The sequence below is a fragment of the Streptomyces sp. NPDC045778 genome (assembly GCF_056431945.1).
The window spans coordinates 34021-57675 of the sequence record NZ_JBWKJZ010000009.1 but is presented as its reverse complement, the minus strand read 5'-3'; the positions used below and the strand labels follow the sequence as shown (position 1 = coordinate 57675).

Below are 23655 nucleotides of genomic sequence, written 5' to 3'. Positions count from 1 at the left end.
CCAGGATGTTCGGTGGGGGGATCTCAGACGCCGACGTAGTGCTCGGCGAACCAGTCCTGCTGACTGCGCGAGACGCGCAGCGAGGTCATACGGGAACGCCGCAGGCCGTCGAGAAAGGACGACTCGTCGGCGACGAAGGGCGATTCGTCGGCGATGAAGCGCGATTCGCCGGTGAGGAAGGGCGGCTCGCCGGTGAGGGCAGGCGATCCGGCGCCGTCCCTGCCGGACGCGCCGCACAACAGCGCGATCATCCAGTGCGAGAACTCCTGCGCACGCCAGATGTGGGTGAGGCACCGGGCCGAGTAGCTCTCGACCCCGGTGGGATCCTTGCGGGTCAGGTCGTCGATCAGGGCGCGGGCGAGGAGTTCGGCCTCCAGGACCGCGAGGTTGGCCCCCTTGGCGGCGGAAGGGCTGATCAGACTCGCGGCGTCACCCGCCAGGAACAGCGCCCCGTGCCGCAGCGGTTCGAGCACGTCGGACTCCAGGTGGACGACGCTGCGTTGCACGAGGGGGCCGCGGCGCAGCGGACCGTACTCCGTGGCCCGCATGCGCAGGTCCAGCTCGTCCCAGATCCGGTCCTCCGACCACGCGCTGTCCGGGGTGCCGCGCTCGCACTGGAGGTAGTAGCGCGTGATCTCGGAGGTGCGCGCCATGTGTCCGGCGAAGCCCCGCTCGTGCACCGCGTAGCCGACCGCGTCGAGGCTGGGCGGTGCCTCGGCGAGCAGCCCCAGCCACGTCACTCCGTGGTCGCGGTGGAGGCGGCGGACCGAGTGGTCCGGCAGTGAACGCCGCGCCGCCCCGTGCCGGCCGTCGCACCCGGCGACGTACCGCGCCCGCCATCGCCCGGGTCGGCCGTCCGCCGTCCGTACGGTCACCGACGGTTCGTCGCCGTCCGCGTCCAGTACGGCCACCGCTTCGGTGCCGAAGCGGACCCGGCCACCTGCTGCCAGAAAGTGGGTCAACAGGTCGTCCACCAGGTCCTGTTGGGGGTAGACGGTGTGTACGTCCCCACGGCCGAGCGCGCTGTAGTCCAGCCGGAACCGGCCGTCCTCGCTGCGGAACTCGCATGTGCTGTGGGTCTTCCCGCGCTGGAGCAGCCGGTCGGCCAAGCCGTGCCGCTCCAGGATCCGTACGGTGCCGGCCGCCAGGAACCCCGCCCGCGCCCGCGCCTGGAGACGGCCGCGCTCGGCCCGCTCCAGCACGACGCAGTCGACCCCGCGCGCCCGCAACAGGTTCGCGAGTACGAGACCGGCCGGGCCCGCGCCGAGTACCACCACGTCAGCCGCGCCATCGACGGCGGGCATGTGCTGACCTTGTGTCACGGAGCAGATCTTATGCACGGGAAACGCGGCCTCTGACCGAAAGATCACCCATCAGTGGCCCTGCGTGACGCGGCAGGACCCGCGCCCGGCGCGCCTTGGAGCCCGACGGGAACGGGACCGGTGCGCGCGAGACCGCCGGCACCCGGCAACGGCCGTGCCGCGTTCCTGAAGATCGAAGAATCCGGGTACCGGAAAAATCAAGACACGGATTCGGTCTTCGGCGCCCCGGCACGAGGAAAGCACAGCGGATCGAATTCGATGGCATGTGCACGGAATGGGGCGGGCGGGGAGATCATTTCGACGCCCGGCTGAATCACGGGGAATCGGCCCGTGTGTTCGCGGCGGGAAACGTCGCCTAACCCAACAGGCCTCGGCAGAACGGGTGTTGACGCGTGAACAGCGTCGGGATACCGTCGCTGTGGCTTAAGGCCCCGCGTCCCGCGTCCACATATCCAGGACCCGTCCCCGACGCGAGGCCACGTACATACGAGATGCAACTCTGCACTGACCGGCAATTCGCACTGCCGTCCCTGCCGTCCGCACCCTTTTCCCAGGGATGGCCGGCAAGCAAGAGTTCCTGCGCGACCTTGAGGCACATTCAGTAAGGGCAGACCGTGCTCCAGGAACCCAGCGGGTGACCACGGCGCGGCGCCGCTGACGTGACCAGCAACTTCTCATGAGAGCCAGGAGGGTGCCGCACCCCTGCCCCGGCGAGGGCGCGCACGCGCAGGCCAGGTCGTAACCGTGCAGCTCGGGACGCACCACCTCGTGCTGCCGACAGAAGTGCCCGCGCGCGGCGGGGCTTTCTGCGCATTCCGTGGAGTTCGCCCGCGGTATTCCATGACGAGAACAGATGACAAAGTCTGGCGGCGACTTGGCCGTCACCTGTGGACATGCCCTGGGGGCAGCGATGACAGAGGAATTGAAGGCACCGGGCCGGGGGAATTACTCGCTGTGGGGTGGCGACGCCGACGCGCGATGCCTGCTGGAGACCCTGGCCGAGACGATAAGCGCGCGAAGCGAAGACATCGCCGTACAGGACGAGGAACACGAACTGACCTATGGCCGGCTCGCCACGTGGGCCGGCCATATCGCCGGTGCCCTTGCCGACCACGGCATTCGCCCCGGCGATCGGGTGGCGGTCACCGGGCCCCGGAGCGCCGCGATCGTCGCGGCGATGCTGGCCACGGTGAGCGTGGGAGCGGCCTACGTGCCCCTCGACGTCGAGTACCCGGTCCGGCGCCTGGAGCACATGGCCGCCGACAGCGACGCCCGCCTGCTGCTGTTCAGCGGCGAAGAACCGGCCTTCGACCGCGGAGCCGAGGCGATCCGCGTTCCCGCCCCGCCGGACCGGGCCGACGCGGACGCCGTGGCCGCGCTATCACACTTGTCCTGCCGACCGGACATCCCGGTGTACATCATCTACACGTCGGGCTCGACGGGACTGCCCAAGGGCGTCGCCCTGCCCCACCGCTGCATCGACAACATGGCGGCATGGCAGTGGCGCCACTCCATACGCCCCGACCTGCGCACGGCCCAGTTCGCGCCGCTCAACTTCGACGTGTGGTTCCAGGAGGTACTCGGGACGCTGTGCGGCGGAGGAACGCTCATCGTCATGCCCGAGTCCCTCCGGCGCGACCCCATCGCCCTGCTCGACTGGCTCGAGGACCACCGCGTCGAGCGCCTCTTCCTGCCGTACGTCGCCCTGAACATGCTGGCCGTGGCCGCCGAGGCCGCCGACTCCCTCGAACACCTCGCCCTGGCCGAGGTGAACACCGCGGGCGAGCAACTCGTGTGCACCCCCGCGGTCCGGGACCTCTTCCGTCGCCTGCCCGACTGCCGGCTGAACAACCACTACGGCCAGAGCGAGTCCGCCATGGTCACGGTGCACACCCTCACCGGCCCCAGCGACGCGTGGCCCACCCTGCCCCCGATCGGACGCCCGCTGCCGGGCTGCGAGGTCCTCGTCGCCCCCACCCAGGCGGACGAACCCACGGTGGGTGAACTCCTGGTCGCCGGCGCCCCGCTGTCCGTCGGCTATCTGAACCAGCCGAAGCTCAACGCCGAGCGGTACGTCACCCTCGACGAGCCCACACCCCAGGGGCACCGCCGCGCGTTCCGCACCGGCGACCTCGTGCGCGTCGAGGAGGGCACGGTGCACCTCCTCAGCCGCATCGACCGCGAGGTGAAGATCCGCGGGGTCCGGGTGAACCCCCTGGAGGTGGACGCCTGCCTGCTGGAGCAGCCGGGAGTCGTCGAGGCGGTCACCGTCGTGGTGGAGATCGCCCAGGGCTCCCGGCAGCTGCGCGCCGCCGTGACCGTGGACACGGGCGAAGGCGAGTTCGACGGCGCCACCACGCTCAAAGCACTCACCGCGGTGCTGCCCGAGCAGTTCATCCCCGCCTCGCTCACCGTCCTGCCGGAACTGCCGCGCACTCCCAGCGGAAAGGCCGACCGCGACGCCATCACCGCCCTACTCGCGCCGCCGCTGCCGTGACGCCGGACGAGCCGACGACCGGCAGGACCCGGACCGGGCCGAGCCGGCCCACCCCGCGGGTCCTCGACCGCGCGACACCCGCGACGCGGTCCGGGACCTCCGGACAGCTCGACGAACGGAATCGACTTCGAACAGGGGGGCCCATGGAAGACAGCGACTTCAACACGCCGACCGAACGGCGGCTCGCGGAGATCTGGGCCGACGTCATGCGTCTCGACCAGGACAAGGTCAAGCGCGACCAGGACTTCTTCGACGTCGGCGGGGACTCCTTGCTGGCCACGAAGGTCGTCCTGAGGGTGCGCAAGGAGTGGGACATCAAGATCACGGTCAGGGTCCTGAACGACGCGCCGGTCCTGGCCGAACTGGCTGAACGCATCGACCAGCGGGCGGCGAAGTCGGCGCGGCCTGCCACGGACGCGCCCTCCCCGGCGACCCGCGCGAGCCGGGCCGGAGGGTGCCTGTGGGAGATGCGGCCGGGCACCGAAGACACCGGGCAGGGAACGCTGCTCGTCCTGCCCCACGCGGGCGGGTCGGCACAGAACTACGCCCCGTGGGCGGACTGGTTCCCCAAGGACCTGCGCATCCTCGCCGCCCAGTACCCGGCGCGCGCGAACCGCGCCGGCGAGCCGGTCCCGGTGGACCTCCACCGCCTCGTCGACGAGATCATCGAAGCCCTCGGAGACCTCGCCGGGCCGCTCCACGTCTTCGGCCACAGCATGGGCTCCTACGTCGGGTACGAACTCTGCTGGCGCCACCAGAAGGCCGGACGCCCGCCCGCCGTGCTCTTCGCCTCCGGAGCCGTCCCGCCCCACCGGCACCGGCCGAACCCGGCGTCCGAGGAAGAGATCACGGACGAATGGCTCCTGGACATCCTCAACATGTACGAGGGAATCCCCGACGACCTCAGGAAACACCCCGAGGTCATGCGCCAGGCGCTGCGCACCCTGCGCGGCGACGTGAAGCTCTTCAGGAACTACGCGTACGGGGACCGGCGGCGCAGCCTTGACGTCCCGATCGTCGTGTTCAGCGGCGACAGCGACGACCTCGTGCCCACCACCGAGGCGGAACGCTGGCGTGAACTGGCCGCGGCGGAATGCGACACCCATGTGCTGCCGGGCGGGCACTTCTTTTACCTCGACAACATGGCGGACATCACGACCGTCATGTCCAAGCATCTCGTGAGCGGTCACGACGGGCAGAAGAAATAGGGGGAGCGGACATGTCGAGCCAAGCACTAGCGCAAATCACGGACGCCGGGACGGCCACGAGGGACCGCCGGAAGATCGTCCTGGTGGAACTACCCACCTATGAGAACATCCTGCCGCTCGCCTCGGGCTACATCCAGGCGTTCGCGCAGGAAGACGAAGAGGTCGCGGCGGCCCACACGTTCGAGATCGTGTCACTGCCGGTCAGCGGCGAGCGGCACGAACTGCTCCAGCAGCTCGCCGAAAGGGACGCGTACCTCTATACGTTCAGCTGCTACATCTGGAACATGAAGCTGGTCCGCTGGCTGCTGAAGGAACTGCGCGCACTGCGCCCCGACGCGTACTACCTGCTCGGCGGGCCCCAGGTGATGAACCACGCGGCGACCTATCTCAGCGACGGTGCGGAGAACGTCTACGTGTGCAACGGCGAAGGGGAACGCACCTCCCTCGCATTCATCCGGCAGCTCAGCGAGGAGAAGCCGGACATGCGCCAGGTGCCGGGCCTCAGCTTCTGGTCGTCGGGCGAACTCGTCACCACGGAAGCGGCGCCCAGGATCCAGAACCTGATGGACATTCCCTCGCCCTTCCTGAACGGCGTCTTCGACGGCCATGAATTCAGCTTCGCCATCATGGAGACGAACCGCGGCTGCCCGTTCCGGTGCACCTTCTGCTACTGGGGCGCGGCGACGAACTCCAAGGTCAACAAGTTCGAAGAACAACGGATCAAGGACGAACTCAAATGGGTCAGCGAGCACGGGTACAACGCGCTCATGATCGCCGACGCGAACTGGGGCCTCTCACCGCGTGACATCGCCCTGAGCGAGTACATCGTCGAGTGCAGCGAGGAGAACGGCTACCCGCTGATCGTCCACATGGCCGCCGCCAAGAACCGGCCCGAGCGCATGGCGGAGATCACCGAGATCTTCGTACGCGGCGGACTCATGGTGAGCCAGCCCATCTCGCTCCAGACGGTCAACGAGTCGACGCTGGAGATGGTGGACCGGAAGAACATCCGCGAGGAGACCTACACCGGGCTCCAGCGCCTGCTCCGGGAGAAGCGGATCAGCTCGTACGTGGAAATGATCTGGCCGCTGCCGGGCGAGACCCTCACGTCGTTCAAGGAAGGGCTGACCAGGCTGTGCCGCCTGTACGCCGACACCATCATCGTCTATCCGCAGCTGTTCCTGCACAACACACCCATGTACGCGCAGCGGGAGGCCCTCGGCATCGTGACCGCCGAGGCGGCCAGCGACGTGTCCGAGGCGGAGGTCGTCCTCGGGACGAAGTGGGTGACCGAGGAGGACTGCTACGAGGGCTACTGGGTGAACCACGCGCTGTACACGCTGTACAACATGCGCGCCCTGTTCGTGCTCTCGGGATACCTCGACGCGACCGGCACGCTCTCCTACGGCGACCTGTTCGCCCAGATGGCGCGCTACTTCCGGACCAGGACCGACTCGGAGGTGTGCCAGTTCTTCATCCAGTCGACGAAGGACCTCGGTAACTACGACCTACTGAACACCGGCAAGACCGCGCACATGGTCCTCAGCTCGCACCGCGAGGAGTTCGACCGGCTGCTGGCCGACTTCGTCGCGGAGCAGGACTGGTGGGCCGACCCGATGGCGCGCCAGGCGTTCGAGATGGACCTCCTCACCCGGGCGTACATCTACCGCGAGCCGGTGCGCACGCCGGACCACGAGTTCACCGAGATCGTCCTGCGCGGGCAGCCGGACGCCAACGGCTTCCTGGTCGAGGTGTCCGCGGAGCTGTTCCGCCTGCTGGTGGGGCGGGAGATGCTCGAGTCCGGCGCCGAGGACGCGGAGCGGGTCACCCTGCACATCGACCACCGGGGCCGGCAGAAGATGCCGTACCAGCGGCAGCGGAGCCTGGAGCACAACGCGAACTACTGCCAGGGCATGGTGCTGCGGTCCCGGGAGATCCTGCCCACCATCCGGGTCGCCTCCACGGAGGCCGTCGGCGCCGCCGCGTGAACCTCTGAGCGGGGCCGGGGCCGGGGCCGGAGCCGGGGCCGGGCCCCGGGCGGGACGGCGAGCCGAACCGCCCGGGGACGCGCCCGACGCCTGGGCGGGCTAGCCTGCGCGCATGCGGGGACGGTTCACAGGCTGGCCGGAGCGGGCCACGGACGTGCTGTGGCAGCTGCGGGGCGAGCCCGGCCATGCGACCCGCGAGCGCTGCCGCGCGGATCGCGAACACCTGGTCCGGCAGCCGATGATCGCCCTGCTCAACGAGGTCGCCGACCGCGACCCCCGGTACGAGGACTTCTCCGTCTGGCACTACCGCACCGACTCGTGGTGGTGGCAGCACCAGGGCGCGGTGATCCGGCTCGGCCGCAAGATCGAGATCGGCCTGCGGTTCGACCTGGACGGCCTGCGGATCCAGGGCGCCTGGTGGTACCCCGACCCCGGCCAGGTGGACACGTTCCGCAAGGCCGTGGCCGCCGAGGGGAGCGGCCGCGCCCTCACCGGCATCGTCGCGGACCTCACGCGGAAGGGCTACGAGATCTCCGGGGACGTGATGAAACGCCCCCTGCGCGGCTACCCGACGGAACACTCCCGCACGCACCTGCTGCGCCACCGCTCGCTGATCGCCGCCCGCTTCCTCGGCGACGGCGACTGGCTGCACACCCCCGAGGCGGCCGACCGGGTCCTGGCGGCCGCCGCCGACCTGGATCCCCTGCTGACGTGGCTGGTCCGACACGTGAAGCGCGCGGCCTGACCCTCAAGGCCCGCCGCGGCGGCCTGGCCGCACCGCCACCCGTCGGCCGGGGCACGGTCCTCCCCGGCCCTTTGACGTCCGACCGCTTCACCAGTTGATCCCGGCCGCCACCGGCCGGTGGTCGCTGCCGGTGGCGGGCAGCACCCACGCGCTCGCCGGGGTGACGCCGCGCACCAGGATCTGGTCGATCCGCGCCACCGGGAACTTCGCCGGCCAGCTGAAGCCGAAGCCCTCTCCGGCCGCGTCCTGGACCGACCGCAGCCGCGAGGTGAGGGCGGCGAGCGCGCGGTCGTCCGTGGTGCCGTTGAGGTCGCCGAGCAGCACCACCCGCTTGTTCCGCTCGGCGGCGACGGCCTCGCCGAGCGCCCGCGCGCCTCTGTCCCGGTCGGCCGTCCGGAAGCCGTAGCCGGGCAGCACGCGGACGGACCCCAGGTGGGCCACGTACACGACGAGGGGACCCCGGTCCGTGGCCACCGTGGTGCGCAGCGCCCGGATGTAGAACATGCCGGCCTCGGCCCGCTCGGCGTCGCCGAGCGGCCCGGCGTCCTGCTCGGTGTCGACGGACCGGGTGCCCGACAGCGGCAGCGTGCTCCACAGCCCGACCGTGTCGATCACCGCGTGGTACGGGTACGTTTTCGCCAACTCCCTCTCGTACACCGGCTTCGCCTGCGGGGTGATCTCCTCGAGCGCCAGCACGTCCGCGCCGGAAGCGGCCAGGTCGCGGGCGGTGCCGACCGGGTCGGGGTTGTCCGCGTTGACGTTGTGCGTGGCCACGGTGAGGTCGCTGCCGGCGCGGGACTTGTCGAAGAACATCCCGCCGTAGAGGTTCACCCACGCCACCACCGGCAGCAGCAGCGCGGCCACCGCCGAGGCGGAGCGGCGCCACAGTGCTCCGGCGAGCAGCACCGGGACGAACAGGCCGAACCACGGCAGGAAGGTCTCCACCAGGCTGCCGATGCCCTTGCGGTCCGGGATCCGCGCGTGCAGCAGCATGAGCAGACCGAGCAGCAGCGCAAGGGCGGCCAGGACGAGCCCGCGCTTCCAGGGCTCCGGCCGGGTCGCGGCGCGCAGGGCCCGGCGGACGTACGCGCGCAGGACCCGCTGGTCGTACGCGCGCGGGGTCCGTCGGCCGTACGTCCGCGGGGCACCGGGGCGCGTGTCGCGACCGGCGCCTTCCGGCCCGCTCTGTCTCTGTGCCGTCTCCACCCGCGTCGTCACCGTCCGTCCTCGCTCACTGCCGGTCATCGCCGCATCCTCGGGTCCTGGGCCGCGTCGGCGTACCTGCGCGGGCAGCCGCGATCGGCCGCTTCGGGGCGCAGCTCGTAGTGCCAGGGCTCGTTCTCGTAGATCTGGCACAGCCCGTGCCCGGCGCCGTGCTCGGACAGCCACGACCGGGCGTCGGAGGGCCCGATGTCGACCGCCGCCCCCGACACGTGAGGAGACGTCGCCGCGGTGGCCACCCACCGCGCGGCCGCCTCCTCGGACCCGTACTTCCCGACCGCCTCACTGAGCAGCTGGTTCTGGTACTCCGGGGAGCGCCAGCCGCTGTTGACGCGGAACTCGACCCCGTCGTCCGCGGCGGCCTCCGCGGCCCGCCGGAGGGCCGTGAGCAGCTCCGGGTCGAGGTGGGCGACGGCCGGGACGGTGCCGTCGAAAACCGTCACGCCGCCGTCGGGCACGACCCCGTCGGCCGCACCGGCCGCACCACGACCGACGGGCTGGGGCGGTGCGCCCGAGGAGGCCGAGGACGTCACCCCCTCGTGGCCGAGGAGCGCGGCGATCGCCGTGATGACGACGATCGGGCCGACGACCAGGAGCCGTCCTGTCCGGCGGCTCGACGTGCGTGGGGAGGGCGGTGTCCAACTCATGGCCCTCAGTCAAGGCAGTGCGGTGTTGTCGGCCCGTATGCGGATTTCGATACGCCGACGATAGGCGCCGGCTCGTAGCGTTGACGGCATGCGCGTGCTGATCGTCGAAGACGAGCCCTACACGGCAGAGGCCATCCGCGACGGTCTGCGCCTGGAGGCGATCGCGGTCGACATCGGGGGTGACGGTGACACCGCTCTGGAGCTGCTGAGCGCCGACGCCTACGACACCGCCGTCCTCGACCGCGACACCCCGGGGCCGCCAGATGACGAGGACGCCCAGCGCGTCGTCGCCTCCGGCAGCCGCATCATCGCCACCGTGCCCGGCGGCTGTCGCATCGCCCCGCGACCGGCCACCGGACGCGGGGGAGAAGACCGTGGATAGGGCGCCAGGCCTGAGCGTGCGCGCCAAACTCACCCTCAGCTACGCCGGGTTCGTCATGCTCGCCGGTGCCTTGCTGCTCGCCGCCGTGTGGGTGTTCCTCCTGCAGTACGTACCCGACGACTGGGACCGCCGGCTCCTCCACGAGAACCCCAACCGCCAACTCCTCGTGCACACCTTCGCCCCGGCGGCGACGGCGGTGATGCTGTGCCTGCTGGTCTTCGGTCTCCTCGGCGGATGGCTCCTCGCGGGGCGCATGCTCGCGCCCCTGTCCCGCATCACGGACGCCACCCGCATGGCCACGAGCGGATCGCTCTCCCACCGCGTCCGGCTACCGGGCCGCAACGACGAGTTCCGTGAACTCGCCGACGCCTTCGACGCGATGCTCGCGCGACTCGAAGCGCACGTCGCCGGACAGCAGAGGTTCGCGGCCAACGCCTCGCACGAGTTGCGCACCCCGCTGGCGATCTCGAAAGCGCTGCTCGACGTGGCCCGCACCGATCCGCACCACGACACCGGCGAACTCATCGACCGCCTCCACGCCGTCAACACCCGGGCGATCGACCTCACCGAGGCACTGCTCCTGGTCAGCCGCGCCGAGCAGCGCGCCTTCACCCGGGAACACGTCGACCTGTCCCTCGTGGCGGAGGAGGCCACAGAAACGCTGTTCCCCGTCGCGGAAAAGCACGGCGTCACCCTCGAAACCCACGGAGGCGTCACCCCGACGACCGGCTCACCCGTGCTCCTGCTCCAGCTGGCCATGAACCTCGTGCACAACGCGATCGTCCACAACCTGCCCGAACAGGGCACCGTACGCGTGGAAACCAGCGCCCGTCCCCGGACGGTGGCCCTCACGGTCGAGAACACCGGCGAGCAGGTCGCCCCGGAGCTGGCCGCGACACTCACCGAACCGTTCCAGCGCGGCACCGAGCGCACCCACACCGACCAGGCGGGCGTCGGCCTCGGCCTGGCCATCGTCAAGACCATCGCCCACGCACACGACGGAACGCTCACCCTCACCCCGCGCCCCGACGGCGGGATCCGCGTCACCGTGGAACTACCCGCGGCGGCCCCGCGCACCGGCGGATGAAGAAGCCGGAGCGTGCCCCTGCGGACTGCCCGCCGGCGATGTGCCGCGGCCCGGTTGTTGGCTAGGGTGGCGAGGAGGGGCTGATCAGGTCGGACACGACGGGGGGCTCGTAGGTGGGGAGCCGGCGCCAGCAGAAGCAGAGGGTCAGCGTCCGGTACGGCGGGCCGCAGGCATCCCCGGCCACAAGAGGCCAAGATCCGCAGCAGCGACCACTGATTACGGCAAGCCAACCCGGCCCGCCCGGAAGCGGGGGACTGGTGACCGGCCGGTCGGCGCCCGTGCTGCCCCCGTCGCTGCGCGCGTGGCTCGGCGTCATCGCGGCCCTCGCCGCGCTGCTGGTCGTCGTGATCGGGGTCCTCTACGCAGGCCACAGCGAGCCCGGCACGGTGGACCGGTGGCTCGTCGACCCGACGGCGGACAGCGTGGGCCCGCCGTGGCGGCGCTTCGCCCTCGCCGTGGACTTCCTGGGGGAGCCCCTCGGAGCGGCGGCCCTGGTCGTGGCCGCCGTGGCGGGCTGCCTGCTGCTCGGACGGCCCCGGGCGGCGGTGCTCGCCGTGGCCGGGACCGCCCTCGCCGTCGGGACGACGAAACTGCTCAAGTCCCTGGTGGGACGCACCATCCACGGCGACGACAACCTGTCCTACCCGAGCGGGCACACCGCCTTCCTCACCGCCCTCGCCCTCGTGGTGGCGCTGCTCGCGGCCGGCCTGCTCCACCTCGGCAGGACGGCGGGCCTCCTCCTCGTGCTCGCGGCGGCGCTGGCAGCGGGCGCCGCCATGGGCTGGGCGCAGGTCGCCCTCAGCGCGCACTACCCGACCGACGTCCTCGGCGGCTGGTGCACGGCCCTCGTGGTCGTACCGGCGACCGCGTGGCTGACCGACCGCACGGCCGACCGCACGGCCGACCGGCGGGCCGAGCGCACGGCCGACGCCGGTCGGCGAAAAGGCGGCTGACGTCCCGTCACGCCAACCGGCGGAACACGGGCTTCACCGGCCGCCCGCCCAGCCAGGGCGTGGGATCGCCCGCGTCCAGCGCCTTCCGGTACACCGCACAGGCCTGCGCCACCACGTCGACGGTGTGCTCGATGTCGGCGTCGTCGAGCGCGCTGCTCACCACGAACGACGGGGCGAGCACCCCGCCCGCGAGGAGCTGCCGCAGGAACAGGGTGCGGTACGGCTGCGACGGCCGCCGCTGCTCGTCGAGAGTGGCGAAGACCAGATTGCTGGCCCGGCCCCGGACGACGACGTGGTCCCCGACGCCCATGCTGGCCGCTGCCTCACGCACCCCGGCGGCCAACCGCTCGCCGAGCGCGTGCAGCCGCGCGGTGACGCCCTCCTCGACATAGGTGGTGAGCACGGCCATCGCCGCGGCCAGGGAGTGCGTCTCCGCGCCGTGCGTGGTCGACAGCAGGAACACCCGCTCGCCGGAGCCACGCAGCCCGCCCCGCTCCATCAGATCGCGGCGCCCGGCGAGCGCGGAGACGGCGAAGCCGTTGCCCAGCGCCTTGCCGAACGTGGAGAGGTCGGGGACGACGCCGTACAGGCCCTGCGCGCCCGCCTCCGACCACCGGAGGCCGGTGATCATCTCGTCGAAGACGAGGACGCAGCCGTGCCGGTCGGCCAGGTCGCGCAGGCCCGCGAGATACCCGGGAGGCGGCTCGGTGTGGGTGGCGGGTTCCAGGATCAGACAGGCGACGTCACCGGGATACCGGTTCAGCAGCTCCTCCGTGGCGGCCAAGTCCCCGTAAGGGAAGGCCAGAGTGAGCTGAGTGGCCGTCTCCGGAACACCGGCGGACATCGGCGTGGTGCCGATGAACCAGTCGTCGACGGAGAAGAACGGATGGTCACCGCAGAGAGCCACCCGCGGCCGCCCGGTGACGGCACGGGCCAGACGCACCGCAGCGGTGGTGGCGTCGGAGCCGTTCTTCGCGAACTTCACCATCTCGGCGGTCGGCACCGTGGCCAGGAACCGCTCCGCGGCCTCGACCTCCACGACGGACGGCCGGACGAAGTTGCTGCCGCGGTCGAGCTGGCGCCGCACCGCGTCGAGCACGCGCGGATGGGCGTGGCCGAGGCTGACCGACCGCAGGCCCGACCCGTACTCGATGTAGCGGTTGCCGTCGACGTCCCACACATGGGCGCCGCGCCCGTGGCTGATGACCGGGGCCAGGTGTTCGGGGTACTGGTCGTCGCCCTTGGCGTACGTGTGCGCGCCCCCGGGGACCAGGGCGTGCAGCCGCTCGTTCGCCTCCCGCGACCGGGGGAGGGAGAACTCTTCGTTGTCCACGCCGACTTCAGCTCTCCTTCTGCTTCAGGACCTCGGCGAGGCTCGGCGCCTCCCGGTCCCGCTGGGACACCGAAACGGCCGGAAGCGGCCAGGGAATTGCCAGCTCCGGGTCGTCGAAGGCGATCGTCACGTCCTCGGCCGGATCGTGCGGGCGGTCGATCCGGTACGAGGTGTCGGCGGTCTCGGTCAACGCCTGGAAGCCGTGCGCGCACCCCGCCGGGACGTACAGGGTCACCTGCGTCTCGCCGGACAGGTCGAAGAAGGCCCGGCCCAGGTAGGTCGGCGAGTCCGGCCGCAGGTCCACGACGACGTCGAAGATCCTCCCGTACGAGCACCGCACCAGCTTGGCCTCACCGGCGCCGGAACGCAGGTGCAGGCCGCGCACCACGCCCCGGGCCGAGCGGGACACGCTGTCCTGGATGAAGGCGCCCGGGTCGAGGCCCACCGAGCGGACCACGTCGGCGTCGAAGGTGCGGCAGAAGAAGCCGCGCTCGTCGGCGTACGGCGTCGGCTCGAACAGGTACGCGCCGGCGATCTCCGGGACGTCGGTCGCTTTCATGGGGCCTCCCGCAGGGCGTGGGCGTGGTCGGCCGCCGGGAACAGGGCCGCGGTCAACTCGGTGAACTGGTCCTCCAGGTGCTGGGCGGCGACCAGGTTCCGCTCGGCGAGGGTCCGCCGCAGCTGGTCCGACCGCCGCTCAAGGGCCCGGAACTGATCGAGCAGCCGGTCCGCGTCGACCTCGCGGGCCGGGTGGCAGTACGCGCCGAGACCCATCTGGGCCATGAGCGTGTCGCTCTTCGCCGCATAGCTGAGCGCGAGGGTCGGCGTGCCGGCCTTCAGCGCGCAGATCAGATTGTGGTAGCGGGTCGCCACCACGGCGCCGGCGGCCGCCGTCTCCTCCATGAGGTCGGCGAGCGAGGCCGCGTCGGCCGCGGTGACCAGCGGCGAGTCCACCGCGTCGAGGATCGCGGCGACCACCGTGGCATCGCACGCATCACCGGTGAGCAGCCGGACCGGCCTGCCCTCCTCGACCAGGGCGCGCACGAACCGGGTCGTCCCTTCGAGGTAGCGGCGGTGGATCTCCTCGGCCCTGGCCCGGTCGTCGTTGCCGCCGTGGAAGTCCATGACGCCGACGCAGACCGCGCCCGGCGGGCCCGGCGGCGCGCCCACCGGCGGCGCCGGCAAGGCGAACGCGAGGTCCGGGTAGACCTGGTCGCGCGTGGTGTCCACGCCCATCTCCCGCATCGCGTCACGGGACGGGGCGTCCCGGTACGACCGGTACGCGGCGAGGCGGGCCGACCAGCGCACCAGGGCCCGCGTCGGCCGGTCGCCGATCGGGGCGGCGCCGACGCCGACCAGCGCGACCCGGGTGCCGCACAGCCGGCCGCTCGCACAGAGCAGGAACAGCGAGTACGGGAAGCCCCAGGGCCGCAGCGGCAGCGTGGCCTCCAGGACGCCCATGCCCGGCACGATCACCACGTCGTGCCGCCGCACCCAGGCGGCGGTGCGGAAGACGTCGACGAGTTTGCCCAGGCCCTTGGCCACGATCGCCCCCGCGCGCGAGGCCGTCCGGTACTCCCCGCGGTACCAGTGCAACCGCGTCGCGGGGATCCCGTACCGGGCCGCGACGACCTCAGGACCCCCGCACAGCGCGTCCACGGCCGCTTCGGGATGCTCGGCGCGGAGGTACCCCAGCACGGCCTCCAGCGACCCGTCGTTGCCGAGGTTGCCGGAGCCGAGCAGGCCGAACACCCCGACGCGCACCGGAGTGCTCATGCCCGCCGCCCCTCGCGGCCCGCCACCAGGTCGTCGACGGACACGGTGAGCCGGGCCGGGTCGACAGGGGCGCGGTCCTCGACCCGCTCACCGGCGCCCGGCCGGGCCCGGCTCGCCGCCCACGCGGCCAAGTGGCCGTAGCACGCCCGCCGGTCGGCCGCGGACAGCGGCGCCCGCCGGATCGCCGCGACGAAACCCCAGACGTACTCGGCGAGCAGCCGCGGCGTCGGGTGCAGCGGACCCGCCCGGCGCGGATCCAGGTTCACGCACCGGGACCGCTTGGAAGGGTTCGCCCGCTCGGCGCGGGTGGGGTGGTCGCGGCGGAAGTACAACAGCTCCGGCACCTGGTGGAAGGGCCCGTGCAGACCGATCTCGGCGACGAACGTGCGGTCCGCGTGGTGGTAGCTGTCGTGCGGCTTCACCCGGCGCAGCACGTCGGCCCGCATCACGCCGTAGAAGTCGTCGCCGCCGGGCTCGAACAGCATGCTGCGGAACCGCTCCGGCGCGCGCGGCGAAGCGGTGGCCAGCGTGTACTCGTACGGGACCGTCACCCGGCCCTCGCTGTCGATGACCGCCTGGTCGGCGTGCGCGAGGATCACGTCAGGCCGCTCGTCGAGGGCCTCCACGCAGCGCCGCAGCAGGTCCCTGGCGTACAGGTCGTCGTGCGAGGCCCACTTGAACAGCTCGCCGCGGCACTGCGTGAACACATAGTTGTGGTTGGGCGCCGCGCCGATGTTCCTGGGCAGCCGGAGGTACCGGACGCGCGAGTCCCGCGCGGCGTACTTGCGGCAGATGTCCTGGGTGCCGTCGGTCGACGCGTTGTCGCAGACGACCAGTTCGAAGTCCTCGTAGGTCTGGCCGAGCAGGGCGTCGAGCGACTCGGCCAGGTACTCCTCGCCGTTGTACACGGGCAGGCCGATGCTCAGCCGGGGAAGGGCGGTCACGGTGTCCTCACTTCGGGGATGGGGTTCTGGTGGCGCTCGCGCAGGGCGGACCGCAGGTGCAGCCACCACACGGCCGAGCCGCCAAGGGTCGCGGCGGCGACGCCCCAGGCCGAACCGGCCGTGCCGGCCACGGCCGCGCCGCCGAGCCCGCCGCTGACGTAGAAGGTGGAGGCGATGAGCTGGCTGCGCAGACTGCGCCGGGCCGCGCCGAGCGCGCGCAGACCGGCCGCCGCGCCGGTGCCGAGGCCCGCGCCCGCGACGCCGAGCGTGACCGGCACGACAAGGTCCGACGCCGCGCTCCAGACGCCGCCCAGCACCAGCTCGCCGCCTTGGTCGGGCACGAGCATCAGCGCCCCGCCCCAGAGCAGCGCGGCGACGGCCTGCCCGCCGCCGAGGAGCAGACAGAACGCGCCGAGCCGGTGCGGGGCCCGCCGCAGCACCCGGGCCGCCTCCGCGACGGTGACCAGGGACAGGCCCATCAGGACGGCCATGAACGGGCCGAGCAGCAGCTCGGCGCCCCTGATCACGCCCACAGCGCCGACGCCGACGATCGCGCCGAGTCCGTAGGCCCGCAGCTGGCCCGCGCCGCTGTTGCTGACGTTCTCGACCAGATACCGGGAGCCGAGGTCCCGGTGCTCGCGCAGCCACGCGCGCGCCCCGGCCGGTCGCGGCCGGATACCGGACTGGAAGCAGCCGTAGCCCGCCGCCACCGCCGCGGACGCGCCCCAGGCCAGCACGAAGGCGGCCACGCTGCCCACGCGGGCCGCCACCACCATGGCCGGGACCAGCGCGACGCACCACACGAGGTCGTTGACGAACGCCTTCCGCCCGGTGCCCGCGGCGAAGAACGCGAACCGCCACGCGTCCTGGAGCAACAGCCCCGGCAGGACGACGCCGAGGCAGGCGAACGCGATCCCCACCCGGCCCCCCACCGCGAGGCCGGCCACCAGGGACGCCGAGCCGAGCGCGGCACCGACGCCCAGCGCGGTGCCCGAGGACCGGGCCACCGCCGCGCGCCAGGACGCGGCCGGCACCCCGCTGAAGCGCACCACGAGCGGGTCGGTGGCGAGCCCCCGGGAGACGTTGAGCACCACGCCGTAGGTGACCCAGGCGAGGCTGAACACGCCGAACGCGGTCACCCCCAGCGAGCGGGCCACGTAGATGCCCACCGCGAAGTTGGACATGCTGGAGGCCGCCTGGTCGGCAAGACCCCAGGACAGGCGGCCGACGAGGGCACGCTTGGCGGAGCCGGCCGGCGCCGTCCTCCCCTCATCGGTGGGCATCGCCGTCATGCCTTGATCAACCCGGCGCCGCGCAGGGCGTCGGCCGCGTCGGCGACGGCGTCGAACGGCAGCCCGGCCCGCTCGGCGACGTCCAGCAGGCTGTGCTCGCCGTCGGAGAGGCTGAGCACCCACAGCATGGCCAGCTGGGCCTGCTTCGCGTCGCTGCGCCCGCCGAGCGAGTCGTACAGACCGCGCCGGCCCAGCTGCGGCTCGCCGTACGGACTGAGGTTGAGGTAGCGCCGGTTGCGGTCGAGCACGGCGAACGCTTCGCGGCAGACGGCGAGCGTGTCCGCCATCGCCTCCGGCGAGACGAAGGCCGGGTCGTCCGCCGAGGTGTGATACTCGGGGTAGCCCGCGTACGGGGTCCGGCTGAGCGAGCCCACTCCGAGGTCGAACCCGGGGGAGCAGTACTGCCGCTCGTCGTAGCCGTACGGCGTGAACTCCGTGACGCGGTGCGGGCGTCCGGACGCGGTCAGCACGTGCCGCAGCACCCGGTCGATCTCCGCGTCGCCACGCCTGCTCTGCTTGTACGTCAGCTGCCCCGAGTCGCCCGCGCAGGCCAGCACGAGCCCGTGCTTGACCTGTTCGATCCGCTCCCTGTTGCGGGCCAGCCAGGTGATCGCCCCGATGGTGCCGGGCGCGTAGACGAACCGGTAGGTGTAGTACGGCGTCCGCTCCGCGAGGGCCCGGGCCAGGAACGTCGCCACGGCGATGCCGGCCAGGTTGTCGTTGGCCAGCGACGGGTGGCAGACGTGGCTGGAGACGATGACCTCGTCGGGGACCTGCCCGGGGACCACGTGCTCGGCGTAGGTGAGGTGGCCGTCCGCGAGCGTGGAGTCGATCCGCACCTCGTACTCGCCGTCCGGCAGCGCGTCCAGGGTCTCCTGGGCCAGGCAGAACCCCCACTGGGGCGTGTAGTAGCTGGTGCGGTACGGCACCCAACTCGGGTGCTCCGGAAGGGTGTACAGATGGCCGCGCAGCTCGGACAGGGGCATGGTCGCCGCCACCGGCACGCTGTAGCCGAGCACGTGCAGGCTGGACGCGGCGAAGTCGACGACCCGGTTGCCCGCGCCGTCGGCGACGTACGCGTCCCGGATGTTCCACTCCTGCGGCACCGTCCAGTCGAGCACCTGCGTCCCGGTCGGCACCTCGTGCACCTGGAGCGGGACGTACTCGCCGACGATGTCCAGGGTGGCGCGCACGCCGTCGCCCGTGATGCTCCGGCACAGCGGGTACAACCGCTCCACCAGCGCGTGCATCTCCTCGCCCGCTGAGGTCATCGGCGCCACCGCAGGGTGTCGTCGACGGCACCCGCGCCGGACGCCGCGCGCAGCACGGCAAGGCGGGTGAAGCGCTGCTCGAAGGCCTCCCGGGTCAGCCCGTGCTTGCGGTAGGCGTCGGCGAGTTCGAGCGCGCCCCGCTTCACCGTCCACTCGCAGTCGAAACCGGGTATCGCCGCGCGGAACCGGGAGAAGTCCACGCGGTACGAGCGCGGATCGGCGCCGCTCTCCCCGGTGATCTTCACCTGGGCGCCGGACACCGCCTCGGCGACCTGCTCGGCGATCTCGGCGACCGTCACGTTGTTGGTCTCGCTGCCGATGTTGAACGCCCGGTCGTGCACCGCGTCGCGCGGCGCGCTCAGCGCGGCCGTGAAGGCCCGGGCGATGTCGGCGGCGTGCACCAGCGGGCGCCAGGGGGTGCCGTCGGAGAGCACCAGGACCTCGCCGGACAGGAGCGCGTGACCCACCAGGTTGTTCAGCACGATGTCGGCGCGCAGCCGGGGCGAGAAGCCGAACGCGGTGGCGTTGCGCATGGACACCGGCGAGAAGTCGCCGTCGGCCAGCGCGTGCAGGTCGTCCTCCACCCGCACCTTGGACTCCGCGTACGGGGTCACCGGGCGCAGCGGCGCGTCCTCGGCCACGAGGTCGTCGCCCCCGGCGGCACCGTAGACCGAGCAGGTCGACGCGTACAGGAAGCGCCGCACCCCGGCCTCGCGGGCCAGCCGGGCGAGGCGCACGGAGGCGTGGTGGTTGATGTCGTAGGTGAGTTCCGGGGCCAGGGACCCCAGCGGGTCGTTGGACAGCGCGGCCAGATGGATCACCGCGTCCACCCCGGCCACGTGCTCGGCCGTGACGTCCCGCAGGTCCACCCGATGCCCACGCGGGTCCGCGGGGCGCGGGCCCAGCACGCAGTCGGCGAACAGGCCGGAGTCGAGGCCGACGACCTCGTGACCCGCGGCCGTGAGGACCGGGGCCATCACGGTGCCCAGGTAGCCCTGGTGTCCGGTCAGTAGTACGCGCAAGGTTCAATCCCCCAGAGCGAGCGTGAGTTTGGTGACGGCGAACGCCTCGGCGTAGCGCGCGTGGCATTCGATGCCGCGGATCCGGGCGAGGCCGAGGAAGGCCTCCCGGTCGTACCAGGGCCGGTGGCGTTGCGAGGGGTAGTGCTCCTGAAGGAGGCGCACCTTCTGTTCGGCGACCTCCGGCGACAGCGGCTGGTACGCCGCCGGGCGGCCGAGGTCGCCGTCCCACTTGACGATCTCGTAGCCGAGCACGAGGTGGTCGCGGAACGCGGTGGGGATCAGCCGCGCCAGACCGCGGTGGTCCTGGTGCGCGTCGTCGGTGCGCGGGGCCAGGATCAGGTCCGGGTCGGTCTGCCCGCGCAGCTCCTCCACGGCGGCCTTGGCCTCCTCCCAGTGCGTCGGCATCCGGCCGTCCGGCAGCTTGAGCACGGTGAGGCGCAGGTCGGCGCCCGGGCAGAAGGCGGCGAGCGCGGCCCGCTCCTCCTGCTCCCGCTCACCGCCCCCGCCGGAGAACACCAGCGCGTCGACGCGGAGGCCCGGCCGGGCCAGGCACAGCGTCAGGAGCGTGCCGCCGGCGCCGATGGCGATGTCGTCGCAGTGCGCGCCCACCGCGGCGATCCGGTCCAGGCGGCCGGCCCCGAGCCGGATCACGCGCTCACCCCGGCGCTGTCCCGCTCCCACACGGCCCACGGACGGTCGCCCCGCGCGTAGGCGGCGTCGAGCGCGGCCCGCTCCTTCACGGTGTCGGTCGGCTTCCAGAAGCCGCGGTGCTGGTGCGCCACCAGGCGTCCCCGCTTGGCCAGTTGGGCACAGCCGTCGGCGACCAGGTCGCCGTCCTCGGGGATGTGGTCGAAGACCTCCTGGCGGAGCACGAAGTAGCCGCCGTTCTCCCACAGCGGCAGTTCGCTGACCGCGGTGATGCCTCCCACCAGGCCGTCCTCGCCCAGCTCCACGCAGTGGAACGACGACTGCGGCGGCACCACCATCATCGACGCGCCGGCGTCGCGCCGCGCGAACCGGTCGATCATCTCCGGCAGCGGGGCGTCGGTGAGCACGTCGGCGTAGTTGGCGAGGAACATCTCGTCGCCGTCCAGGTGGTGGCGCACCCGGCGGAGGCGTTCCCCGATCGGCGACTCGATGCCGGTCTGCGCGAACGTGATCGTCCAGTCCGATATGTCGGTGGACAGCAGCTCGGTCCGCCCGGCGCGCAGCACGAAGTCGTTGGACGCCGTCTCCTCGTAGTTGAGGAAGAAGTTCTTGATGTGATGGGCCCCGTAGCCGAGGCACAGGACGAACTCCGTGTGCCCGAAGTGCGCGTAGTAGCGCATGACGTGCCAGATCAGCGGCCTCGGGCCGACCATCGCCATCGGCTTGGGCACGTCGTCCGCGGCACCGCTGCGCATCCGCATCCCGTAACCGCCGCAGAACAGAACGACCTTCATGCTGTGACCTCTCTGGACGCGACGTCGACGACGCTCAGTTCCGGGATGGGGAAGACGAGGCGGCCGCCCCAGTCGTGCACGTAGGACAGCTGCTCGACCAGCTCGTCCCTGAGGTTCCACGGCAGGACGAGGACGTAGTCCGGCTTGTCGGCGGCGATCCGCTCCGGCGGCAGGATCGGGATCCGGGTGCCCGGGGTGAACCTGCCGTGCTTGTAGGGGTTGCGGTCGACCGTGTACGCGAGCAGGTCGGGCCGGATGCCGCAGTGGTTGAGCAGGGTGTTGCCCTTGCCCGGTGCGCCGTAGCCGACAACCGTCTCGCCGCGCTCGGCCGCCTCGATGAGGAACCGCAGGAGGTCCCTGCGCACCTTGGCGACCCGGGCGGAGAACTCGGTGTAACCGGACAGCTCCTGGAGCCCGGCGGCCTTCTCCCTGGCCAGCACGTCGGCCACGCGCCGGCTCGGCTCGCCCGCCGCCTCGGCGGGGCGGGCCCACAGCCGGATGGAGCCGCCGTGCGTCGGCAGCAACTCCACGTCCACGAGCGCGAGTCCGCCGCTCGCGAGCGCCCGGATCGCGGAGGCGACCGTGTAGTACTGGAAGTGCTCGTGGTAGATCGTGTCGTACTGGTTCTCCTCGATCAGCGTCAGCAGGTGCTGCACCTCGATGGAGACCCAGCCGTCGTCGGCTACCAGGGCGCGCAGCCCCTGGGTGAACCCGACGACGTCGGGAATGTGCGCGTACACGTTGTTGGCCACGACCAGGTCCGCCGGGCCGTGCTCCGCGCGGACGGCCGAGCCGGTGTCCGGGCTCAGGAACTCCGTGAGCGTGGGCACCCCCGCCTCCCGCGCGGCGGCGCCGACGTTCACCGACGGCTCGATACCGAGGCAGCGGATCCCCCGGTCCACCACGTGCCTCAGCAGATACCCGTCGTTGCTCGCCACCTCGACCACGAAGGCGTCGGACCCGAGGCCCACCCGCTGTACGGCATCGGCCACGAACGTCCGCGCGTGCTCCACCCATGAGGTCGAGAAGGAGGAGAAGTACGCGTACTCGCTGAACGTCTCCTCCGGCGTGATCAGCGGCGGGATCTGCGCGAGCCAGCAGTCGGTGCACACCCGCAGATGCAGCGGGTACGCGGGCTCCGCCTCGTCAAGGCGGTCCGCGGCGAGAAAGCTCTCGCACGGCGGGGTCGCCCCCAGATCGACGACGCTGGCGAGCGCCGCCGAGCCGCAGAGTCGGCATCCTGTCATCTATGTCCCCCCATTTCCGCTCGCGCGGGCACCCCGCCGCGAGCCGGCGTTTCCGTTCCCTGGCGGCGGCGCGCCGTCCCCGCCGCCCGACCGCACCGCGATCGCGGTGCGGTACCCCTCCACCAGGCGCTCCAGACCGACACCCGGGCTGAAGTGCCGCTCGTAGCGGCGCCGGGCCGCCTGGCCCATCACCTCGTTCCGGTCCGGCTCGCTCGCGATCCGACGCACACAGGACGCGAGCGAGGCGGCGTCACCCGGCCGGTGCAGAAGCCCGGTCACGCCGTCCTCGACGAGTTCCACGAAGGCGCCGTGACCGGCCGCGACGGCCGGGACCCCCGCCGCCATCGCCTCCGCGACCACCAGGCCGAACGTCTCCATGGCCAGCGAGGGAGCCACCACCGCGACCGACCGCGCGACGGCCTGCCGGCACCGCGCCGGGTCCCACAGGCCGACGTAACGCACGTCGTCCCGGCCCGCCGCCCACGCGGTCACCTCGCGCTCCAGCGGCCCGGCGCCGGCGATCACGAGCGGCACGCCCACACCGCCGCCCGCGGCGACCTCGTCCCACGCCGCCATGAGCAGCCGCGTGCCCTTGGCCTCCGCCAGCCGGCCGAGGAAGAGCAGCTGCTCGCCGGTGCCCGCTCGCCGGGTGCCCGGCTCCGGCACGAAGTTGTGCTTCACCACGAGACGCTCGGCCGGCATCCCGGACCGCACCAGGACGTCGCGCTGCGCCGCGGAGATGCAGAAGAACCGCTCCACGCCCGACCACCACCGCCGCCGGTTGACCGACAGGCTCACCGCGAGCGGCACCGTCGCCAGACGGGAGTCGCGGTAGCAGCCGTGCCGGACGGCGGGCAGCGACACCGCGGACCCCACGCACTCGGTGCACGGCCGCCCGTCCCGGTGCAGCGTGCCGGGCGGGCACACCTGGGTGTAGTTGTGCAGCGTGGCCACCACGGGCACACCGACGTCGGCGCAGGCGGCGAGCACCGCGGGCGACAGGAGCGGGAATACGTTGTGGACGTGCACCACGTCGGGCCGCTCGGCGCGGAGCCGCGCGGCCAGCTCCGAGCGGACCGCCGGGTTCCACGGCACCAGCAGCGGCACCGCGACCTTGCCCAGCAGGGACCGGGCGGCGATGTCGTCGCTGCGCCGCTCGAACACGTCGACCCGGTGGCCGGCCGCGCGCAGCAGCGCCACCTCCTCGTCGACGACCCTGTTCTCCCCGCTCGGCTGGGCCGAGGAGTAGCGGTTGTGCACGACCAGAACGTGCATGTC

At 72.1% G+C, this 23655-nt stretch carries 20 protein-coding genes and 1 pseudogene; 7 read left to right on the top strand and 14 right to left on the bottom strand.

The window, feature by feature from the left end:
• Nucleotides 1–23: 23 nt before the first annotated feature.
• Nucleotides 24–1304: a 4-hydroxybenzoate 3-monooxygenase gene (locus tag AC07GB_RS13990; RefSeq protein ID WP_478844945.1), complete on the bottom strand. Its 1281-nt coding sequence runs from the start codon at nt 1302–1304 to the stop codon at nt 24–26.
• A gap of 928 nt (nt 1305–2232) precedes the next feature.
• Between AC07GB_RS13990 and AC07GB_RS13985 the strand changes: the two genes are divergently transcribed.
• From AC07GB_RS13985 to AC07GB_RS13970, 4 genes are all read left to right on the top strand, one after another.
• Nucleotides 2233–3819, top strand: coding sequence for an amino acid adenylation domain-containing protein (locus AC07GB_RS13985; RefSeq protein ID WP_478844943.1), 1587 nt, complete (start codon nt 2233–2235; stop codon nt 3817–3819).
• 143 nt (nt 3820–3962) lie between these two features.
• Nucleotides 3963–5027, top strand: a complete 1065-nt coding sequence (locus AC07GB_RS13980; RefSeq protein WP_478844941.1) for a thioesterase II family protein — start codon at nt 3963–3965, stop codon at nt 5025–5027.
• Nucleotides 5028–5110: 83 nt separating this feature from the next.
• Nucleotides 5111–7015, top strand: coding sequence for a B12-binding domain-containing radical SAM protein (locus AC07GB_RS13975; protein ID WP_478844939.1), 1905 nt, complete (start codon nt 5111–5113; stop codon nt 7013–7015).
• Nucleotides 7016–7127: 112 nt separating this feature from the next.
• Nucleotides 7128–7760 (top strand): DUF2461 family protein, encoded by a 633-nt coding sequence (locus AC07GB_RS13970; protein WP_478844937.1) that lies wholly within the window; start codon nt 7128–7130, stop codon nt 7758–7760.
• Between the two features lie 87 nt (nt 7761–7847).
• On the opposite strand, the gene AC07GB_RS13965 is transcribed toward AC07GB_RS13970, so the two are convergent.
• Entirely contained in the window at nt 7848–9005 is a 1158-nt protein-coding gene (locus AC07GB_RS13965) for an endonuclease/exonuclease/phosphatase family protein (RefSeq protein ID WP_478844935.1), read from the bottom strand.
• Nucleotides 9002–9628 carry a D-alanyl-D-alanine carboxypeptidase family protein gene (locus AC07GB_RS13960; RefSeq protein WP_478844933.1) on the bottom strand — a complete coding sequence of 209 codons (627 nt, stop codon included), beginning with the start codon at nt 9626–9628 and terminating at the stop codon, nt 9002–9004. Before AC07GB_RS13960 ends, AC07GB_RS13965 begins: the two co-directional genes overlap by 4 nt.
• Before the next feature lie 88 nt (nt 9629–9716).
• Between AC07GB_RS13960 and AC07GB_RS13955 the strand changes: the two are divergent.
• The 3 genes and pseudogenes from AC07GB_RS13955 to AC07GB_RS13945 all read left to right on the top strand — a co-directional run.
• A pseudogene (locus AC07GB_RS13955) lies at nt 9717–9929 on the top strand (response regulator); the annotation flags it as partial.
• Between the two features lie 73 nt (nt 9930–10002).
• Complete coding sequence (locus tag AC07GB_RS13950; protein ID WP_478844931.1) at nt 10003–11097, top strand: sensor histidine kinase; 1095 nt, start codon at nt 10003–10005, stop codon at nt 11095–11097.
• 257 nt (nt 11098–11354) lie between these two features.
• Nucleotides 11355–12050: a phosphatase PAP2 family protein gene (locus AC07GB_RS13945; RefSeq protein ID WP_478844929.1), complete on the top strand. Its 696-nt coding sequence runs from the start codon at nt 11355–11357 to the stop codon at nt 12048–12050.
• A gap of 7 nt (nt 12051–12057) precedes the next feature.
• Here AC07GB_RS13945 and AC07GB_RS13940 read toward each other — a convergent pair whose 3' ends face one another.
• Genes AC07GB_RS13940 through AC07GB_RS13890 form a run of 11 tightly spaced genes read right to left on the bottom strand, consistent with a single transcriptional unit; the run spans nt 12058 to nt 23652 of the window.
• On the bottom strand, nt 12058–13383 hold the full coding sequence (locus AC07GB_RS13940; protein ID WP_478844927.1) for a glutamate-1-semialdehyde 2,1-aminomutase: 1326 nt from the start codon (nt 13381–13383) through the stop codon (nt 12058–12060).
• Nucleotides 13384–13390: 7 nt separating this feature from the next.
• Nucleotides 13391–13942, bottom strand: coding sequence for a dTDP-4-dehydrorhamnose 3,5-epimerase family protein (locus AC07GB_RS13935; protein ID WP_478844925.1), 552 nt, complete (start codon nt 13940–13942; stop codon nt 13391–13393).
• Nucleotides 13939–15159 carry a polysaccharide pyruvyl transferase family protein gene (locus AC07GB_RS13930; RefSeq protein ID WP_478844923.1) on the bottom strand — a complete coding sequence of 407 codons (1221 nt, stop codon included), beginning with the start codon at nt 15157–15159 and terminating at the stop codon, nt 13939–13941. Before AC07GB_RS13930 ends, AC07GB_RS13935 begins: the two co-directional genes overlap by 4 nt.
• The gene (locus AC07GB_RS13925; protein WP_478844921.1) at nt 15156–16103 is read right to left on the bottom strand and encodes a glycosyltransferase family 2 protein; all 948 of its coding nucleotides are present in this window, start codon (nt 16101–16103) and stop codon (nt 15156–15158) included. Before AC07GB_RS13925 ends, AC07GB_RS13930 begins: the two co-directional genes overlap by 4 nt.
• Nucleotides 16100–17395, bottom strand: a complete 1296-nt coding sequence (locus AC07GB_RS13920) for a hypothetical protein (protein ID WP_478844919.1) — start codon at nt 17393–17395, stop codon at nt 16100–16102. Before AC07GB_RS13920 ends, AC07GB_RS13925 begins: the two co-directional genes overlap by 4 nt.
• Complete coding sequence (locus tag AC07GB_RS13915; protein WP_478844917.1) at nt 17392–18666, bottom strand: DUF4910 domain-containing protein; 1275 nt, start codon at nt 18664–18666, stop codon at nt 17392–17394. The genes AC07GB_RS13920 and AC07GB_RS13915 overlap by 4 nt, the downstream gene beginning before the upstream one ends.
• A complete protein-coding gene (locus AC07GB_RS13910) occupies nt 18663–19688 on the bottom strand; it encodes an NAD-dependent epimerase/dehydratase family protein (protein WP_478844915.1) in 1026 nt (341 codons plus the stop codon). The genes AC07GB_RS13915 and AC07GB_RS13910 overlap by 4 nt, the downstream gene beginning before the upstream one ends.
• A gap of 3 nt (nt 19689–19691) precedes the next feature.
• Nucleotides 19692–20339 carry a PIG-L deacetylase family protein gene (locus AC07GB_RS13905; RefSeq protein WP_478844913.1) on the bottom strand — a complete coding sequence of 216 codons (648 nt, stop codon included), beginning with the start codon at nt 20337–20339 and terminating at the stop codon, nt 19692–19694.
• Nucleotides 20336–21130: a glycosyltransferase family protein gene (locus AC07GB_RS13900; RefSeq protein ID WP_478844911.1), complete on the bottom strand. Its 795-nt coding sequence runs from the start codon at nt 21128–21130 to the stop codon at nt 20336–20338. Before AC07GB_RS13900 ends, AC07GB_RS13905 begins: the two co-directional genes overlap by 4 nt.
• Nucleotides 21127–22377 carry a methyltransferase domain-containing protein gene (locus AC07GB_RS13895; RefSeq protein ID WP_478844909.1) on the bottom strand — a complete coding sequence of 417 codons (1251 nt, stop codon included), beginning with the start codon at nt 22375–22377 and terminating at the stop codon, nt 21127–21129. The genes AC07GB_RS13900 and AC07GB_RS13895 overlap by 4 nt, the downstream gene beginning before the upstream one ends.
• Complete coding sequence (locus AC07GB_RS13890) at nt 22378–23652, bottom strand: glycosyltransferase (protein WP_478845370.1); 1275 nt, start codon at nt 23650–23652, stop codon at nt 22378–22380.
• Nucleotides 23653–23655: the final 3 nt, after the last annotated feature.